Origin of the sequence: Salinibacterium sp. CAN_S4 (genome assembly GCF_015752305.1) — a bacterium.
Taxonomy (GTDB): Bacteria; Actinomycetota; Actinomycetes; order Actinomycetales; family Microbacteriaceae; genus Rhodoglobus.
On the sequence record NZ_JADOVB010000002.1, the window covers coordinates 442,058 to 460,173 of the forward strand.

The 18,116-nt window shown below is 64.8% G+C and carries 15 protein-coding genes; 6 read left to right on the top strand and 9 right to left on the bottom strand.

The features are described 5' to 3' along the window. The first annotated feature begins 8 nt into the window (after window positions 1-8). The 6 genes from dcm (at window position 9) to IWX81_RS08530 (ending at window position 7,592) form a co-directional block, all read left to right on the top strand. On the top strand, window positions 9-1,805 hold the full coding sequence (gene dcm, locus IWX81_RS08505) for a DNA (cytosine-5-)-methyltransferase (RefSeq protein WP_199280876.1): 1,797 nt from the start codon (window positions 9-11) through the stop codon (window positions 1,803-1,805). A 36-nt stretch (window positions 1,806-1,841) separates the two neighbouring features. Beyond that, window positions 1,842-2,534, top strand: coding sequence for a hypothetical protein (locus IWX81_RS08510; protein ID WP_199280877.1), 693 nt, complete (start codon window positions 1,842-1,844; stop codon window positions 2,532-2,534). Window positions 2,535-2,715: 181 nt separating this feature from the next. After that, window positions 2,716-5,724, top strand: a complete 3,009-nt coding sequence (locus IWX81_RS08515; RefSeq protein ID WP_334593604.1) for an AAA family ATPase — start codon at window positions 2,716-2,718, stop codon at window positions 5,722-5,724. A 51-nt stretch (window positions 5,725-5,775) separates the two neighbouring features. Next, window positions 5,776-6,024, top strand: a complete 249-nt coding sequence (locus IWX81_RS08520; protein WP_199280879.1) for a hypothetical protein — start codon at window positions 5,776-5,778, stop codon at window positions 6,022-6,024. Between the two features lie 58 nt (window positions 6,025-6,082). After that, window positions 6,083-6,652 (top strand): type IV toxin-antitoxin system AbiEi family antitoxin domain-containing protein, encoded by a 570-nt coding sequence (locus IWX81_RS08525; protein WP_199280880.1) that lies wholly within the window; start codon window positions 6,083-6,085, stop codon window positions 6,650-6,652. Beyond that, window positions 6,642-7,592, top strand: coding sequence for a nucleotidyl transferase AbiEii/AbiGii toxin family protein (locus IWX81_RS08530; RefSeq protein ID WP_199280881.1), 951 nt, complete (start codon window positions 6,642-6,644; stop codon window positions 7,590-7,592). Before IWX81_RS08525 ends, IWX81_RS08530 begins: the two co-directional genes overlap by 11 nt. 675 nt (window positions 7,593-8,267) lie before the next feature. Here the strand turns inward: IWX81_RS08530 and IWX81_RS08535 are convergent. The 9 genes from IWX81_RS08535 to IWX81_RS08575 all read right to left on the bottom strand — a co-directional run bounded on the left by IWX81_RS08535 (window position 8,268) and on the right by IWX81_RS08575 (window position 18,115). Further along, window positions 8,268-8,711 (bottom strand): single-stranded DNA-binding protein, encoded by a 444-nt coding sequence (locus IWX81_RS08535; RefSeq protein WP_199280882.1) that lies wholly within the window; start codon window positions 8,709-8,711, stop codon window positions 8,268-8,270. Window positions 8,712-8,731: 20 nt separating this feature from the next. Then, window positions 8,732-9,229, bottom strand: coding sequence for a hypothetical protein (locus tag IWX81_RS08540; protein ID WP_199280883.1), 498 nt, complete (start codon window positions 9,227-9,229; stop codon window positions 8,732-8,734). A 387-nt stretch (window positions 9,230-9,616) separates the two neighbouring features. Then, a complete protein-coding gene (locus IWX81_RS08545) occupies window positions 9,617-11,422 on the bottom strand; it encodes a type IV secretory system conjugative DNA transfer family protein (protein WP_199280884.1) in 1,806 nt (601 codons plus the stop codon). A gap of 15 nt (window positions 11,423-11,437) precedes the next feature. Then, complete coding sequence (locus IWX81_RS08550) at window positions 11,438-12,748, bottom strand: ParA family protein (RefSeq protein ID WP_199280885.1); 1,311 nt, start codon at window positions 12,746-12,748, stop codon at window positions 11,438-11,440. Continuing rightward, window positions 12,745-14,310, bottom strand: coding sequence for a hypothetical protein (locus tag IWX81_RS08555; protein WP_199280886.1), 1,566 nt, complete (start codon window positions 14,308-14,310; stop codon window positions 12,745-12,747). The genes IWX81_RS08550 and IWX81_RS08555 overlap by 4 nt, the downstream gene beginning before the upstream one ends. Next, complete coding sequence (locus IWX81_RS08560) at window positions 14,307-15,809, bottom strand: PrgI family protein (RefSeq protein WP_199280887.1); 1,503 nt, start codon at window positions 15,807-15,809, stop codon at window positions 14,307-14,309. The genes IWX81_RS08555 and IWX81_RS08560 overlap by 4 nt, the downstream gene beginning before the upstream one ends. Next, window positions 15,806-16,939, bottom strand: coding sequence for a hypothetical protein (locus IWX81_RS08565; protein WP_199280888.1), 1,134 nt, complete (start codon window positions 16,937-16,939; stop codon window positions 15,806-15,808). The genes IWX81_RS08560 and IWX81_RS08565 overlap by 4 nt, the downstream gene beginning before the upstream one ends. Window positions 16,940-17,187: 248 nt before the next feature. After that, window positions 17,188-17,490, bottom strand: coding sequence for a hypothetical protein (locus IWX81_RS08570; RefSeq protein ID WP_199280889.1), 303 nt, complete (start codon window positions 17,488-17,490; stop codon window positions 17,188-17,190). A gap of 22 nt (window positions 17,491-17,512) precedes the next feature. Next, window positions 17,513-18,115 (bottom strand): M23 family metallopeptidase, encoded by a 603-nt coding sequence (locus IWX81_RS08575; protein ID WP_199280890.1) that lies wholly within the window; start codon window positions 18,113-18,115, stop codon window positions 17,513-17,515. Window position 18,116 lies beyond the last annotated feature (1 nt).

An 18,116-nucleotide genomic window follows, 5' to 3' on the forward strand; every position in this document is an offset into this window, starting at 1 on the left:
GTTGAGTCATGTCCTACGTCCCGAAGTCCGCCCGCGGCCTCCCGCGGAGGACCGCAAAGCACCCCAGCTCGGTTGCCAATCCCGGGACAGTCGCCGCACCCACATCCGCGACCAATGTAAGTGGTGAACGTCGCGGGAAGTACCCTCTCCGTGCGATCGACCTCTTCTCAGGCGCGGGCGGCCTGAGCCAAGGGTTTCGCGACGCCGGCTACGAGATACCGTTCGCCTTGGACTTCGATGCCGACTCGTGCGCAACCTACGAGAAGAACCATCCCGACACACACGTCGAGTGCGCCTCTATCACCGACTTCACCCCCGCTCAAATCAAGAAGCTCGCCGGGGGGAGGGTGGACGTCGTCCTCGGCGGCCCAAGCTGTCAGTCGTTCAGCACGGCCGGTCGGCGGTCTGGCTGGGTGGCCGACGGTGACGAACGCAACGACCTCTGGGAACACATGTTCAAAGTCGTGGAGCACCTTCGTCCGAAGGCGTTCCTGATGGAGAACGTGCCAGGAATGGTCTACTGGAAAGAGGGGGCGTTCGGTGACAAAGTCCTCAAGCGCTTCACCGAGATCGGCTACTCAGTTCGCAAGGAGATTCTCCTCGCTGCCGACTGGGGGGTCCCGCAGCGGCGTCGGAGGCTGTTCATCGTGGGCGTCCTTGGTGATGAGCCCTTTGCCTTTCCGGAACCGACCCACATGGGCGGCTGGCGTCGGGACGCACTCGAAATGTGGGAGACCAAGCGTAAGGCGAAGGGACTACTGCCCCACCTGACAGTGGATGACGCGATCGGCGACCTTCCACCCCTCGAGACGGGAGTTGCGTCCTCATCGCGCTACTCCGTTCCGAAAGAGAAGGCCACCCCGTTTGCAAAGCAGATGCGCGGAAGCAGCCGGACGGTTCGCGACCACGAAGTGCAGCCGCTGGCCACCGACACAGCCTCGCTCATCTCCCACGTGCCCGCTGGCGGGACGTGGCGGGACGTACCTCCCCACCTGCTCCCAGATCGATACCGCGGGATGCGCCGCACGGACAGCACGAACCTACTCGGTCGGCTGGACTGGAACTTGCCCTCGTACACGATCACAACACAGTTCAACAACGTCACCACCGGATGCTTTACCCACCCCACCGAGAATCGGTCGCTGTCTGTGAGGGAAGGCGCTCGCCTCCAGACCTTTCCGGACAGCTACGAGTTCATCGGATCGATCGGGTCGCGATGCCGTCAGATCGGAAATGCTGTACCGCCGCTACTGGCATCGGTCCTGGCTCACGAAATTGCGGTCCAAGTCTGGGGAGTGAGAGCGAAGTCACATCATCCACGCCCGGCGGTCATGAAGCGGGGTGTCGCCACTCAATCCGAGACCGCGATCGATGAGGTCGCGCGAGCGAGGATGAAGAAAGAGGCTTACCAGGACACCGCAGCTGAGCGAGGAGTCCGCGACGCCCTCTCGGCGGCAGGGGTCCCCTTCACCCTCAGCGCGCGAACCGAGGAGACCGCCCGGCTAAATAAGGAGATTCTCATCGAGGACGCGAAAGTAGTCGTCCTCGTTAGTGGGTGTTTCCTTCACGGATGCGAGAAGCACTCTCGATCTACTAAGTCCAGTACTAAATGGTGGGCTGACAAGATCCACGGCAATGTCCAACGCGATGCCGTTTCACGGGAGCTCTGGCGCACTGAGGGCTGGGAGATAGTCGAATTCTGGGAGCATGAGGATCCTCAGGATTGCATTCGTCACATCCACGAAGTGATCGCGGCGTTGCGTACGGGCAGTTCGGATCACCTCATCACGGTTTCGACGCCCTAGGCAATAGCCGCAACGGCTTCGTAGCAGACTTCTCCTATGTTTCCCACGGCCAAGGTAGACATCCGCCTCGAGATTCCCACCGGTGCTACCTTCTGGGTGCCGAAAACGAGCGATATCGATGACGAGGGGTTCGGAAACTTCATAGGAGTCTGGCCAATCGTCGGCGCCGGCACCCATTGGACCGCCGAAGTCATCCGTGCGGAAGCGGTCGCTGCAGAACACGTCGGCCAACGCGCCAGGAACGCCTGGGAGTTCGAGGCATTGGCTAGACGAGTCGAGGAAATGGATCCCGACGATCCAATGCCTCGTGAAGAGCTGGCAGACCTGCCGTTCCTGGCGGATCCGACTTCCAATTGGGCAGGCCTCGGCAGTCTGGAACTCGGCGTCTCAGGTCTGGTTCACGCCATGTCCAACGCGGGCTTCTTCCCTGCGGCGAGTTGTCGGAGCCACGTCGCGAACTCGTGGTCGCCTCACCCGGTAGTGCTGTTCGCCACAGATGAGCAGCGCCTGAAACGCCTCCTTCCCCTCGTACGTGCCGCCAATTGCGGCCTCGGAATCGACGGCGCCAGACCCGAACTGCTTTCCGTATACGCCGCTGCCATTCCCGCGATGATGGGCTTGGCCCGTAGCCTTTTCGCCGATCGCGTTGCTTTTCGGAAGATGCCAAAGACTTCTCGGCGGCAGCGCACCCCACGTCAGGCTGCGGACGCCGGACCCCCACTGTTCTGAATCAGCCGCAGGGCGCCGCTACGAACTCCGATATCGCCGGTCGACATTGAAACGAGCCGCGGAGTAACAGAGTTGAAGGAATGCACGCAGGCACTCGGGCGTGATGGGGGCATTCACGCCTAGCGTTGTTTGTATGCGGGGCGGATTGGAGCGGTGGAAGCGAGGCAAAGCGTCCGAGGGCGTGGGCCAAGCTGTCGCCTACGCCTTCGATGGCACCTGCGACGCCGCCGTCCAGCGCCGCGGCGAGGCAGTCAAGCGGGCGGTCAGCTATGGGACTGCTGAAGCCGCAGTGGTTCCGCGGTTCACGGTGACTAGCGCTGCTATCGAGGAAGGCGCGCTCGACGCCACCGGTCTCGCCCGCTGGGTCGACGGCGCTGATCCGTTGACCGGGGAGCCGCGCGGTCGAGAGCTGACCAGCCCAGACGCGGACCTGTTGCTCGATGGGACGATGAACATGCCCAAGTCCTTCAGCCTTGCCGTCCTAGTCACACCAGAGCTGCGGGCAGAGTTCGACGCATTGCAGGACCGCATTCGCGACCGGACCCTTCGGCTTTGGCAGCGTGAGTTGAACGCACGGCGGGGTGCCGGCGGTTTGATCCGTGAGCCCATTGCCCGTCTCGAGGTGGTCGAGCTGCAGCATGAACGGTCTCGCGCTCTCGACCCGCATATCCACCGGCACTTATGGCTGAGTGTCAAGGTGCTCGGTGAGGATGGCAAGTGGTCGAACGTTGACTCGCGGGTCGCAATGAAGCTACACACCGTCGTCAACGCGGAGGGAGATCTGGCGTCCCGTACCGATCCATCGTGGGTTGCCGCACTCGCGGCGCACGGCTTCACCCTCGATGCTGATGGTGAGGTCGCCGAGCTCGCTCATCTGGTCCGACCGCTCTCGCGAAGGTCGAACCAGATCGAGGCGAACCGCGCCATCTGCCTCGCTGGCTGGCGGCAGACCCACCCGGGTCAGCAGCCCGACCATGCGACGTTGGCGTGGATCGATCGATTGGCTTGGGCGCAGGGGCGTCCGGGTAAGCCCGACGATATGGATGAGGCTGTTTGGGCGAGCGAGGTCCGTGACGAGATCGCCGCTCTCGACAAGTCGGCACTCCGACCACGGCACCCTGCGTCGATGGCACCTCGGCTGCTCGCGGACCTCGACCGTGATCTGCTCACCGCTACCGCGATCGCCGATGCCGACCGCCGCGCTGCTGGCAGCGGCGGGCGGTTCAGCCAATTCGACGTTCGTGCTGGCGTGATCCGCGCGCTCGCCGCTTCTGGCATCGTGGTGGAGCGCGCCGTCCTCGAGGAGGTAGTCGAGGATCTCACCGGCCGGGCGCTGCGGGAACAGACCGTGGACTTCCTCGACGACGAGACCGCGGTCCCTGCGCATGTGAAGCACCTGATGTCTCTGCCGACCGCGCAAGCGAAACTCGACCTTGCCGCACGATTCGATCAGCTCAACACTCCCGGCGATGACATCCCAGCGGAGGTGATTACGCGCGTGGCCGCCGACCAGTTGGAGGAGGACACGACTCTCGATCTAGGGCAGGTTCAAGCGGCCGGTGCGATCGCCGGCACGAATCGTCTCGTGACTGTCACCGGGCCGGCCGGGACGGGTAAGACAACCCTTCTGCGGGTCGCTCGCACGGTCCTTGAGACTAGGGGTCGGCGGATGGTCGTGGTGGCACCCACCCGGAAGGCGGCCACTGTTGCCGGTCGTGAGATCGGCGCGGCCGCATCCAGCTTGCACGCTCTGCTCGTCGACCATGGCTACCGATTTGAGGCCGACCCCGCGGGCCGCAACGTGTGGACCCGCTTGAGGGTGGGTGATACCGACCCTCGCACCGGAGTCACCTTCCGCGGGCCGCGACGCCTCCCTCTGGGTGCGGGGGATCGAATCGTGGTCGATGAAGCCGGCATGGTCGACCTTCACACTGCCAACGTCCTCGCCGAACTCGCCGACCGTACCGGGGCGGGCATCGCGATGATCGGTGACCACCTCCAGGCTCTGCCGGTCGGCCACTCCGGCGCGATGGCCAGCATGCAGCGCCGCTCCGGATCCACCGTCGAACTCACCGCAGTGCACCGATTCCGCGACGCTGCCTATGGTGCCCTGACCCTTCGGTTGCGGGAACCCGCCGACCGAGCCGATGCTCGAACGATCGCTGACGAGCTGGCCGTGTCCGGACACGTGGAGGTCGTCGCGACCGAGTATGAGGCGAAGGAGCAGATGGTCGCCGCCTACCTTCGACACGACTCGAGCGGGCAGCGCGTCGCGCTGGTGACCGCAACCAACGCCGAAGCGCAGCAGATTAACGACCGCATCCAGCATGAGCGCCTCGATCACGGTCAGCTCACCCTTGACAGGGTCGCGCTCGGTCAACACGGACAGAGACTCCTGGTCGGCGACGTTGTGCAAACCCGACGCAACGACACCGAGTCCGGCGTCGACAACCGCGCCATCTGGACTGTCACAGGTATTGAGCGCGACGGCATCCAGCTCGCCTCAGTCACTGACTCCGGCGACATCCGCACCGTCGACCACGACTACGCCGCTGAACACCTCCACCTCGCCTACGCCTCCACCGTGCACGGGATCCAAGGCGAGACCGTGCACAGCTCCTATGTCGGACCCGGCGTCGACGCTGCCGGACTCTATGTCGGGATGACCCGCGGTCGCCACACGAACACTGCGATCACGATCGGCCGCGACACCGATCACGCGATCGACCAGCTCGCGGACACCATGATGCGCGGCCGCCTAGAAGTCACCCTGGACGACGCCCGTCGCGCCTCACTCAGCGAACTTGGCCGCGCGGCCCGCGCGCACGCACCTGGCTCGAACGATTCAGTTCGCGGTGTGCTGGATCGTCTGGAGACGGCGCGCGCGGTCGAGCGCGCGGCGCGAGCCCGGCTACGGGAGATCGATAGGGACATCACCCGCGCCGAGGCCGTCAGTCACGCCAGAACGATCGGCCATCGACCGACATCGACCACCGAGCGGGCCGCTATCCAGATTCGGATCGAGGGCGCCCGAGACGAGATCGCGGCTCTCCTGCAGGAACATCGAGAGCGGTTTGTGACTCCGCTCCACAACTCACATCAAGTCGCAAGTGCCGCCGACCAGGAGTTCCAAGCCGAGTCACTAGTCGCCCCGCCCGTCCGAGACTCAAGTGGCGGTCTTAGCATCTAACGACTGGGCCGGTCGGAAGCCCGTGGCGCGGTCAGTGGCAGACTTTGGTGCATGAGCATCGAGCAATGGTGGCCGAAGCTGCGCCCGTCAACACGAGAGTGGCTGATTGAGAACAACGGCGACGCAGTGCCGGCGGAAATCGTGGCCGAGGTCACCGCTGCGGGCGGGACGATCACCTCGGACGCATGGTGGGTAGGGCAAAGCGGCCCGTCCGGGTTCTACATTTCCGACGACGCCGCTGACTGGATCGAGGCGATCGCCAATGGCGAGGATCCTGAAACGCCCAGCGAATCGCGGTAATGACAGGTCGCCCGCAAACTTAGTGTCAATAGTGTCACGGTTCCGTTATACTTTTGCCATGACCGATCGGACGCTTTCTCGCGATGACTTGTGGGAGACCGCAACTGTGCAGCACGGCTTCGTTACGGCGCAGCAGGCGGCGCAGCTCGGGGTGGGCAAGGGCGCGTTGCAGATGTTGGTGCAGCGCGGCACGTTGGAGCGCGCAGCCTTCGGTGTGTATCGCTTCCCCCGCTATCCGGTGAGCGAGCACGACCCGTACATGCTCGCGGTTCTGTGGACGCGGGCGCCGGAGGCATGCCTGAGCCATGAGACAGCGCTGGATGTGTACGGGATCAGCGACATCAACCCGAATCGCATCCACGTCACAGTCGGCAAGGACCGTCGGCTGCGGCGCAGCGCGGGGGAGGGCTACGTCATCCACTACGAAGATCTAACGCGGGAGCAGATCGGGTGGTGGCAGGAGGTCCCCACCGTCACGGTTGCCACCGCGATCACCCAGTGCATTTCCACTGGGACCCCGACTTACTTGCTACGACAGGCGATAGAGAACGGTCACGCGCAGGGCCGGATGACGACCGCTGAGCGCGACGAGCTGGCTGCGATCCTCGAGGTGCGTCATGACGGATGAGCCTGCGCCGTCTCGCATCGCGGCATTGCTGCGGCAACTGGTGCCCAAGACGAAGCAGCCCGTGTCAGCGGCGGTGCTGAACGGATGGATATCTCAGGCTGAGGGCAGGCTGGGTGCTGATACCGGTGGTGGTCGGCTCGGCTGGCTGATCGCCTCGTCGGTTGCGATCGCCGCCGTCCAGCGCGCCGTCGACGGGGACGGTCGGCAGTTGTTTCTGCTCAAGGGCGGCACGTTGCTCCAGCACCGCCTGAACGTGCCCGGGCGGTCCACCAAAGACATCGATGGCGTGGTCCGGGGCGATCTGGACGATTTCTTGCGGATCCTCGAGCAGGTGCTCACGGAGCCGTGGGGTCCGCTGACATTACGACGCGGCCCGGTCGAGGTCATCAACGTGCCGAGCAAGCTCATCAAACCACGCCGTTTCGACCTCATCCTCGAACTGCGGGGCGTGACTTGGCGGCGCATTCAGTTCGAAATCTCTGCCGACGAGGCCGGCATCGGGCAGGAAGCCGAGGCAGTTGAGTCGCCGCCGCTTGGTGGATTCGGGCTTCCCGATCCTGACATCCTCGTCGGGATCGCTATGCGATTCCAGATCGCGCAAAAGCTTCATGCCGTCACCGACCCTCACGACCCGCCCGCATCCGTCAACGATCGCGTCCGGGACGTCATCGACCTGCTCCTGTTACGTGACCTCGCTGCCGCGACTGGCAGCCCGACCCTGGCCGAGATTCGTGACGCGGCGACGGCCGTGTTCTCTTCCCGTGCCGATGAAGCCGGCCAGTTGGGGCTCCCACAGCGAACATGGCCACCGGTCGCGGTCGCCCACACGCATTGGTCAGTCGACTACCCGCGCGCTGCCGCATCGGCGCAGTTCACAATCCCCCTCGACGAGGCAGTCGCTGAGCTCAACGAGTGGATCGAGCAGATCGAATCGGCCTGAGGGCAGTTTGGTGGATCGGGCAGAGATGAGAAAGCGGGATTGGGCGACTGGGCTCCAGGCGTTTTGAGAGATCCGCATCCTGCGGCTGCAGGAGAGTCCGCTATTTCATGGCGATCGACAGCCAGATCGCCGCGGCGATCAGGGTCAATAGCGGAAGCCAGAGCAGGTACCAGGTCGTGGTGAGGTGCCGAACCAGGAGGCTGTGTTGGTCCAGTGTGATCGCTGGGGCTTGGACGGTCCGGCAGAGTCTCCGGACTCCGCGTTTCAGGGACTTCGCCCGTCCGCCCGGTTTAAGTGTGAGTACCCGCCGGCCCAACAGGGTTGCGCTTCCGGTCAGCCCAAGAACTCCCGCGGCTCCGATCACGACGCCTAGCATCTCGGATGTCGAACCTGGTACAGAGGATCCGGCCATGTCCGCGGCGACGTTGATCGCGATGATCGCGCCGAAGAAGCGACGTTGCCAAGGGCGAGGCTCACCGCTACTCCGGCGCCGAGGAGCCCGATCACAGGCAGCGCGGGGAGATCCAGCACGAGGATGCTGAGAACGGGGCGGTAGGAGACTGATGCTGTCGACATGTGAGGATCTTGTCGCCAGCCTCCGACAGCCCGCTCCGAGGTCAAGCGTGAAAAACGGAGCGGGAGTACACTGACTCCCGCTCCGCATCTCTCAGTGATTTAGCGAGCGAATCCTGCGCCGGTTGCCGCCGGCGTAGCTACCGGCCCCTCCGCGTAGGCGTTGGGGCCGCTAGCTTTTGGGGCGGCACGCTCGATGTTCACCGTGGCGAATCGGAGCGAGGCGCCGACCGTGTCGGCGACAATGTCCCGGCTCTCGCGGACGTTCTCGTCCTTGTCGGTGAAGGTGCCGAACCGCAAATCGCCAGCCACAAGGACCTGGTCGCCTTTGCGGAGGCTGCCGACCACATGGCGGGCTTGCTCGTTGAACACGACCACGCGGTGGAAGACGGTGCCGGCATCTTCCCACTTGTTGGTCTGCTCGTTGAGCCGTCGGTCGTTCACGGCGACGGAGAATCGGGCGTAGTCGACCTGGTTCTCGCTGGTGCCGTGCTCCGGGTCGGCGGTGAGGTTGCCCTCGATCGTGACGGGGATCTTCGTACTCATCTCTCTCGTTCCTTTCCTCGTTAGTCGCCGTGGGCGTCTCTCACCCAGGCGTCCCATTCGCCCTGGTCGGTTGTGCCCTCCCAGGAACGTCTCTTCGAGTCTTTGTGTCCGCTGGTGCACGACCCGGGGTAGACCTCACGAAGCCGGGCCTTGGCGGCATGCCACCGCTCGAGCCACATGATCGGCCCGAGCCCGGTGTCTTGCTTGTCGTAGGCGGTGCGCCAGGCAACGTGGAGGGCGGAGAGCTCTTCGACCAGCGCGGGATGTTTCCACCAGCAGTTCGGGATGAGGGTGATGGGCACGTCGAAGCGGGTTGTGACCCATTGGACCCATTCGCGCAGCGTTGCCCACTCGACCGATGCGAGTTCCGGTGGCAGGTCTCGCCATCGGATTGCGCGGGTGCCAGGAGAGGCGTCGGATCCTGTGCGGGCGAGGGGATCGAAGGGGTCTAGGTCGAGCCCAGCAATGAGGTCCTCGACGGGCGCCCAGTCCTCTTCGTCGTCATACTCGCCTCTCATGTCCGGATCCCTCCTTCTTGCGGCAGGCGGGATCGGGCGATCCGGATGGCATGAACGGTGGCGATCGGTCGCCTGCGATGGGCTCGCAGCACCGGGTCGGTGTCGAGCACTCGGTGCACCAACTCGTGGCACCCCGGATGCATCGCGCATAGGTCCTCGTGGACCTCTCCAGCGATCCATTGATCGCCGATGCGAGGGACCGATGAGTAGTCGAGATGATGTAATTCGAGCTGACGGCGGGTGCCGTGGTGCGGCACACGACGCAGCGAAGCTCGCGTGTTCGAGCCTCCTGTTCGGAGAACCAGTGGTCGCGGCGGCGGAACCACTGGATCGACTTCAAGTAGCCAGTGCGGTACCCGTTTCCGACCGGGGACTTTCTGGCGTTGCTCACGGCTCATCCTCGGCAGGAGCGACGGGCGCGGGTTGGCGTTGCTCGGCGAACACGCTCCGCTGTTCGGTCTCGGTGCGACGTTTGCCCGCCTGTATGACGCGGGCGTCCTTGCGCTGGTCCCATGCACTCAGATCGAGCAGCACGCCGCGCCTGTTGCGGTAGGCGAGCAGTCCGATGTCCTGAGGTAGTCGGCGGATCTCGTCCGCGGTCATCAACGGTAGCCGGTCGTGGTGTTCGGAGGTTTGGGTGCCGGAGCGTTCTGTGCTCCATGAGCGTTGGGTGCGTCGCCGGTCTCGGTGGCCGAGCAGCGTTTCGATGTCTCGTAGGTGGGCGACTCCTGCAGCGCCACCGAGCAGGAGCTTGGCGGTGGCGGCGCTCCAGATGGTGTCGGCTTCGGCCCTGGACCAGGCGGTCTCGGCCTGGGACAGTGCTTGCAGCACCACGAACGTGCAGATCCCGCGCCCTCCGCCGTCGGCCATGACCCGCGGGAGTGCCGCCCACCGGAAGAGGTTCGCGATCTCGTCCAGGATCAGTCCCAGCGGCTCGCCCAGGCGGGCCCCCGGGGAGGCGAGCGCTTTGCGACGCGCGACCTCCACGACATCGTCCAGAACAGCCGACAAGAAACCACCCATCGCCCCAGCCCCAGATCCGGAGCCCAGCAGATACAGGGTGTTGTGGCCGTCGAGGAATGCTTCGGGTTCGAACCCAGGGCTTCCGGGCTCCGGCCGTAGGGCCTCACGGATTTGTGGGATCGCCAAAGGGGCGACGGCGGCCTGCACCCCGAACCATGTGGAGGAGCGCAGCTTGTCGTCGCCGACAAGCACCGCCTCGAGACCATCGCCCCAGCCCGGTGCACCATCGGAGCGCAGGATCTCCACGGCCGCCCGCGCCAGCGCCGGTGTTGAGCCCCATTCGTGCAGGTCAGCGACGTCTCGCCCGCCGACCGCCGCCGCGTGAAGCAGCCGGGATAGGACCGTTGCAGCGGCAGCCGCCCATTCCTGATTTGTCGCGGACGCGCCGAGCGCCGTTCCGGTAACGATCGCCGAGGCCCGCTGGACTGCGACCAGAGGGTCATCGCAGCCGGCAATCGGGTTGATGTGGACCGTGTGACGGATGCCCGACAGATCTTGCGGGTCGAACACGAACACCTCGCCGCGCTGGCCACGCATCTGCATCGTCGCGGTCAGGTTGTCGTTGGTCGTCGAGGTTGTCACCAGTGGACCTGCCCAGTCGAGGATCGCGGAGATGAGCACCCGGTAGCCCTTGCCCGACCGCGGCGGTCCTTCCAACGCAACCGAGTCTTCGATGGACACGTACACGTCCGTCCCGCGAGCTCGCCCGACCCGCCATCCAACATCCGCTGCTGCCACGTGCGCGGATCCCGGTCGCAGGACGCTCGCCCGTCGGAGAACGGCTGCCGCAGACAGGTGCTGTCTTACCTCTGCCGCGCTCGCGAACCCTGGCCTACGGTGCAGGTCGGAAACGAACTTCGCGTCCGACTGCTGGTAACGCGCCCACGCAACCAACGCCCACACGGCCAGCGCAACAAGCAGCACCAGGGCTACGGCATCGGCGATCCGGATCTGCCAGACGGGCAAGGTGCATCCAGCGGGCGAGAGGTATGTCGTGGGATCGCCGCTCAGCGCAAGCCATAGAGCGGAGAAGGGCCCGGACGCCGTGGGTACGTTTCCGCAGACGATCTGGGTGATCGCCTCGGCGAGGAAGGCGAACAGCAGGTTCAAAAGGATCAACGCGGCGATCGCCGCTGCTGCAGCTTTCGGCCAGAACCCATCCCGCGCCATGATCGTCCCTCCGACTTAGATCTCGGAGGCGATGGCGGCCGCCGCGGCCACCCATGCTCGTTGGGTTACCGGGCGGAGGTTGTCGAATCGAAGCGGGCCGCCCTTCAGGCCGGCATCGAACGGGATCTGGTGAACGGAACGCACCATCCCTTCGAATGCTGCGGCGACCCGCCTTATCTCGGCGGAGGGTCCCGGCTCGGATTGGGTGACGATGACGACCGCATTGCGGGCCAACCGTGCAGAGTGCTCGTCCCTCGCCGCGAGGGCTTCCAAAAGCAACGCCGCCGACTCGGCCGATTCCGGTGCCGCCAGAGTTGGCACCACCAGTTGCGCGCAAGAGTCGACCATCCGCAGCCAGCGTTCGGCGGACTCGTCATTGCCGGAGTCGAAGACCACCAGGCGGTAGTACCGGGTGACGACCCGCAGGAGCTGGTTGAACTCGGCGTGTCCGATTCGCTGGCTGGCGGCCAGCAGTTGAGGGTTGGAGCGCAGCACATCGTAGCGATCCTCGGTTTGGTGATGGACGTATCCAGCGACGTCTGCCGCGGCGGCTCCGGAGGCCAAGAGTTCCTCGGCCGCGGCGAGAGCGTCCTGCACGGTCGCGTCGTGCCGACTCGATTCGGTGCGCCATCCGAGCGTGCCGCGGGTGTCGTTGTTGTCCCACGCCAGGACGCTCCCGCCTCCATTTCGGGCGAACACGGCGGCCAGCATCGCACTGGTCATAGTCTTGCCGACACCGCCCTTGCCATTAACGACGGCGATCGTTCGGCACCCACCCCAATGCCGGGCAGTTGCCCGCACGTTCTCGAGATGCTGGCGTTGCGCCGCGCTGGGCTTGATGGTCATACCGAGACGACTGAGCAAACCGACCACGCCCGATGAGGGTGGCAAGAGCCCTTCCGGTTGGATGAACGATGCTCGCCCTGACGACTGCGCGGGTTCTCCCGAGCCCTTAGCCAGCAGAGCCTCGGTGGACGGACCGATGCTCGGCACTCGGCGCAGATTTGCGATCGCACTGGGTTCGGACTCATTGGTCTCGTCGAAGGCATCGGCGAACTCGGTGATGTCATCGCCGGGGGAGCTCGCTGCAATAGTTCCGTCGGGGGAGACGGTGATCCTGTGTTCCCCGTGATCACCTGCGGTCGTCAGTTCGATGGGGCCTCGGGCGCGGCGCGCCTCCCAGACGGTGCGGCGCAGCACCACACTCCGCGCGTCCTCATTGGCGGCCGCGATCAGCGCGTCATCGCTTTCAGCTCCCGGTCCCCGGTAGAGGGCATCTCTACCGGTGACTTTCGCGAATGCCTGCGGCATTTCGTTCTTACTCATACGAGTTCGTCTCCTTGCGTCGTTGGGCTGTTCCAGATAAGGTCCACATCGGCCGGGTCGAAATTGACATTTCCGGCATCGGCTTTGTCGCCGAGGACGGCTTCGTCCGTTTTGAACAGCTCGTGCTCCCACGGTGTGGAGGTAGCGAACGCGTCGACGAGGTACGCGAACTGCCCGATATAGGCGATGAACTGCCCCTGCCGCAGCTGGCGGGCCATGTCAACGTGTGCGGCTGGCAGGTCCAGGCGGGTCTGTAGGTCGCCGGCGGCCTGCTGATTGGTGCGGAAAATGAACTTGTTCTCGATGTCGCCGACCACCGAGTAGGCCAGGTTTCTTTCCTGGGAGTTGGCGTCTCCGACCGCATCGAGGTCGCCCATTTTGTGCAGGATCACGATGTTGCTGATGCCGTAGTGGCGCGACAGCTTGAGCCACTGCTGATACATCTGCAACGACGCAAGCGATGACATGTCCCTCCACCCTTCCTCGCGGATCACGTAACGAGTGCGACGAGCGTTACGGTCGGAGATCACCGCCTGCACCCACGCAGTTGTGCACACTTGGGTTAGTTGTGCGACGAGGTCACCGCGGGCGAAGAGCTCGCTGGTGTCGACGACCACCATCGGGGCATCCTCGTCGAACGCGACGGTGGACTCGTCCTCGAAGAGGCCAGAGAGGTCGCCGTCGACGAATCGGCGCAACGCGAATTTCGGCCCCGAGGCGGCCGCACGCAACTCAGGGTCGCCAGTCTTGGCCGCAGCGATCGACTCTAATTCCTCGTGCACGTCGCGAAGCGTGGGCTGGTTGTCGGTGCGGGCGACGGCGCGTTGGAGTGCGAGGTGGATGCACGCGTGCTCGGCTGCGGTTAGGGAGCCGGACTCGACTGTCATCTGCACCAGCGAGATCAAAGTCGCAGCCCGTCGCTGGCGCACCAGCTGCTCGTCCTGTTCGTCGCTGGCGCCGGTGCGACGCGGGCCGCGGTCGAGGGGATTGAGGCGAGTCCCGTGACCGCCTCCCAGGCGTATGACGGTGCCGCCGACTGCTTCGGCAACATCAACCCATTCGCCTTTCGAATCGGAGGGCACCACCGCTTGGTGCCCGAACGCGATCGAACGAGCCGCGAGGGTCTTCACCACGGCGGACTTGCCTGACCGGTACGCACCGAGCACAAGCACGTTGGTGGAGAACGCGCCACGGTCACCGGTGTCGGCGTACGCGTCCCACGGCGAGAAATGCCACAGGGCATCGGCGTTCAAGTCCACGCCGACAACCGGTCCATGGTGGCCGATGCCGGTGTCGGCGACAAACGGGTAGATTCCCGCCAGGTGCTGACTGGTTGCACGGTGCGGTGGGACCGACAGCTGGGCGAGATTCCAGTAGCCGCCCCCGACGAGCCCTGGCCCGAAGGGCCCCGGCATCACCGGCTCAGGGAGGGCGCGGTCTTTTCGGGACGAGGGCTCTTGGCGCACGGCCTGTTCGAGCTGGTGAACTATAGCGCGGCGCTGCCTGCGCTCCGTGCGGGTTTCTTTCGGCGGGCTGAACTGCACAACGCGGCGGGCCGTCACTTCATCCCCAGCCCGAGCGGCAGAGCGTTGACGAGCAACGCTTCGGCTTGTTGGAAGTAGAGCACCTGCGCCTCCATGCCCGCAACGGACAAGGCGTTGCGGGCGCCCGCGATCGCTTGTTGCAGGGTTTGCTCGTCGTGGGCGCTGACCGTGAGGTATGCCCCGTAGCTGAACTCGCCGTGGCCTGCGACCAGCTCTTGCTCTCGTTGCTCCAGCGCCAGCCAGTCCGACTCGTCCACGATCGATCCCTGGGTGCCGCGCTTTGCCCGGAGGCGTTCGTTGCCGCGCCACACCTTCTTCTCTTCGCGGATCTGGCGAAGGGCTCGGCCGACTGGAACGGGCGCGGCCACGATCGACAGGATGTGGTCGACTGCCTCATTGGTCACGGGGTGCCGGGCGAACACGAGCGGGGCTAAAAACCCCACGGGGGCGTCTGAGCGGGGCCACTCATGAATCCACATCGTCGTGTGCGCCGCGGAGTCAGTGAGGACGAGCCCATTGCGCCCGCGGGGCTCTTCCAGGTACATGGGTCCGATGGCAACCGGATCGACGCCTGTCGAATCGGCGGTGCGGTTCCGGATCATGGGGATTGATTCCGGGTCGAAAGTTGTCCGCGCCAGTTCAGCGACCTCGCGTGTGCCGAGCCAACGGCGGACGGTGATCTTGGCCGAACGCATGGCTTCGGTGAGGTTCCCGGCCTCAACGGCGGACAATGCTTGGATGGCTTGTTTCCCACCGCCCAGAGCTTTGAGTTGGGCGCCGAGCGTCACCAAGTCGAGTGTCAGTGTCAGGTAGTTGCGGTGTCCGACCGCGAACTGCTCAGAGTTGTCGAGCACGCCGCTGTAGTTCTTCGCTGCTGGGCTTTCGGGATCGACCAGCCGTTTGCGGGACGCCTGCTCGTAGTGGTCACGGGCCCGTCGGATCGTCGTGCGCGTGGTGCGCTCCTGCAGGGTGACGCGCTTGATCCCTGGGCGCTGCGTTAGCGCTGCAAGTACCGGCGACCACTGCTGAGCAAGGTCGAGACGCTCCGGGGCGTCCTTCATCAGAAATCCCTGTACTTCAAGTTCCGCGGTGATCGAGACTGTGCGCTCGTGGGGGTGGTAAACGGACGCCATGCCGTTGATATCCCAAAGCTGGACAGACGCGCGGGTCCCGGGCAGGTTCAACGTTCCATCCAGATGCGCCTCTTCTGGGCGGTACCGGTGCACGGTTGCGCCAGAAACGTGACGAAGCTGCTTGGACAACCACAGTCCAGCGATCCGCGGAGCGGATAGCCCGTGCACGGTCACCAGCGCAGCGATTCCTAACGGCAGGTACACCGGCGCGGAGTACAGCAGCCCAGGGGGTCCGAAGCGGTTTACCCCGATCAGCAGGACGACGGCGGCTGCCGCCAGGAACACGAGTTGCGCTCCGTCCATGCCGAGCACGATCCCTTGGCGGGAGCGGTGTGGGAGCCGCACTGGGCGGGCGGGGTCTGCGGGCGAATGGGTGGTGCTCATGAGGGCCTCCGAGCGCTCGAAGAAGTGGGGGCAGAACTTGGTGCCGAGGCTGTCGGTTGCGACGCAGGTGCCGAAGCCACTCGACCCGGTTGCGACGGGCGGGAGCCACTTCGGCCAGGACCGCTGCTCGCGGCCGCCGATCTTCCAGCCGGAACCGAGCCGACGCGAGAAGGCAGCCGGCTCAACCCTCGAGCTGCTGTGCCCGCGCTGCGGGCTGCGCCCCCGCCCATCCGGGATCCGATGCTGTCCACCGCGGCTCCGCCGATAAAGCTGAATAGTCCGAATACGGCGAACGGCGCAAATGCGACCATCACGAGCCCCAGCAGGAGCGGCCACGACCGTGGGTCCCAGATCGTCTTCACTCCTCCGAGCCCGTTGACTATTAATGTGAGGAAGCCGATTGTCAGCGGTCCTGTGAGCAGCAGGGCAGCTACCGCAGAGACGTAGCGGATGACCCATTGCGGACCCAGCGTCCGGATCGGGAAGAGCATCCACGCGACCGGTCCGACCGCGATGAGTACCGCGAGGGCGAGATTGCGGAACATGAACACGAAGACCAGCAGCAGCATCCCTAGCAGCAACAGTCCGTGGATCAAGAATGCGAAAAAGTAGTTCGCCTGCCCTCCGGCCCACATCACCTTCTGCAAGGTGACGAACAGGGCGCCTGGGCCGTCACGGTTCAGCATGTACCAGGTCATGTCGTCCAGAGCATTCACGAGATGTCCGATCGTCCATAAGGTCAGCGGAACGGCCGGCACGGCGATGAACGAGCGAACGAGCGCACCGACGAGTTGCTCATGGTCGCGGGAGACGACCGCTGCAGCGATCGCCCACACCATTGCCGCGAAAAGAATCACGAGCACTGCCCAGTGCCAGAACGACCACTCGCCTACCGCCGCCGCCCACAAGGTCGAGTCGGTGTCGAAAGAGATACTGATGGACATCGCGAAGGCCGCTGCAGTGGCTCCGAGTGCCATGCCGCGGCCGAAGTTCTCGAAGGTCGAGCACACCAGATCGCCGATGTTGCAGCCGTAGGAGACCAATACTGCGCGCCCTCCGGCGGCCCGCAATGCCTCGTGGTGTCCGTCGAAGGTTGTGCACACCATCGCCGTGCCCCCGTCGAAGGGCACACCGATGAAGCATTGCTGCGCCCGAACCGCTGCCGGGTCGTCCGGTGTGCAACTGATCTGCCCGCTCGCGGCTTCGCAATCCACAGGGAATGCGGGTGCCGACCAGGAAGTCCCCGACACCGCACTCGAGCCCGCGCTTGCGGTCGTGGTAGGCGCGGTCTCAGGGGCGGTCTCAGCTGGGGACATTCCGAAGCTCGCAACGCACACCACTAGCAACCCAAGTGCGGAGCCGAAGATGCTAGGCATAATCAGAATCCGAAGTCGAAGTTCACGAACCACTGGAAGAGGCCGCTGGCGGCACCAAGCACCGCTGCGGCGATGAATATCCACGCGATGTTCTCACCTGCCCAGGTGCGCACCCGCTCGGGGGAGAGTCCGCGGAACGCAAGGGAAGCTCCCGCGACGACCAGCATGATGAACACCAGGATCATCGCTCCGCCGAGCAGATAGGACGCGATGACTTGTAGTCCAGTGAAGAACGGGGCTGAGAAGTCCGGGCCGATGTCGGGGACATCGATGTCGGTGTGGACGGGGATGTGGATTGTTCGCATGGTTCTCCTGTCAGGTGATCGGTTATCTCAGCGGCAGGCCACGTTCGGCCATAAATGGTTCCGGGTCGATCGCGACGTCTCCGACGCGGACTTCAAAGTGCAGATGGCAGGCGGTCGAGGCACCAGTCCTTCCCTCCAGGCCCAAGGGGATGCCTGCCGCGACTTTCATCCCGGACTCGACCGAGAGCGAACCCCACAGCATGTGGCCGTAGATCGTGGTGACACCGCCGCCGTGGTCGATCTGCACGGCGTTGCCGAATGTTCCCCAGGCTCCCGCGCGGATCACAGTGCCGGGACCCGCGGCGTAGATCGTCGCGCCGCACTCCTGCGACATGTCGTAGCCCCTGTGATCCGAACTGCAGTACGAACAGTCGTCGACCGACCGCCACCCGAACCCATCGCTCGTGAAGTAACTTCCCGCAAGCGGATAAGCCCACCCGCCCACAACCGTGGGCCGCGCCACGTCCGCGTTAACCAGGCTCGGGCCAGCGATAACCGCCGGCACAGCAACAAGTGGAAAGACGATACCCAGGATCAGCATCAGGAAAAGCCCTACGGCCGCACCGACAAGGCGGCGAACTGTCTTTGACCTTGCCGCAGCCAGGAGGAGCATGTGCTGGGCCATG

Coding starts and splice junctions, on each gene's coding strand:
- IWX81_RS08525 (WP_199280880.1), top strand. CDS start 6,083: ATGACCGATCGGACGCTTTCTCGCGATGACTTGTGGGAGACCGCAACT.
- IWX81_RS08510 (WP_199280877.1), top strand. CDS start 1,842: ATGTTTCCCACGGCCAAGGTAGACATCCGCCTCGAGATTCCCACCGGT.
- IWX81_RS08535 (WP_199280882.1), bottom strand. CDS start 8,711: ATGAGTACGAAGATCCCCGTCACGATCGAGGGCAACCTCACCGCCGAC.
- dcm (WP_199280876.1), top strand. CDS start 9: ATGTCCTACGTCCCGAAGTCCGCCCGCGGCCTCCCGCGGAGGACCGCA.
- IWX81_RS08545 (WP_199280884.1), bottom strand. CDS start 11,422: ATGGCGCGGGATGGGTTCTGGCCGAAAGCTGCAGCAGCGGCGATCGCC.
- IWX81_RS08575 (WP_199280890.1), bottom strand. CDS start 18,115: ATGGCCCAGCACATGCTCCTCCTGGCTGCGGCAAGGTCAAAGACAGTT.
- IWX81_RS08550 (WP_199280885.1), bottom strand. CDS start 12,748: ATGAGTAAGAACGAAATGCCGCAGGCATTCGCGAAAGTCACCGGTAGA.
- IWX81_RS08570 (WP_199280889.1), bottom strand. CDS start 17,490: ATGCGAACAATCCACATCCCCGTCCACACCGACATCGATGTCCCCGAC.
- IWX81_RS08520 (WP_199280879.1), top strand. CDS start 5,776: ATGAGCATCGAGCAATGGTGGCCGAAGCTGCGCCCGTCAACACGAGAG.
- IWX81_RS08560 (WP_199280887.1), bottom strand. CDS start 15,809: ATGAGCACCACCCATTCGCCCGCAGACCCCGCCCGCCCAGTGCGGCTC.
- IWX81_RS08540 (WP_199280883.1), bottom strand. CDS start 9,229: ATGAGAGGCGAGTATGACGACGAAGAGGACTGGGCGCCCGTCGAGGAC.
- IWX81_RS08530 (WP_199280881.1), top strand. CDS start 6,642: ATGACGGATGAGCCTGCGCCGTCTCGCATCGCGGCATTGCTGCGGCAA.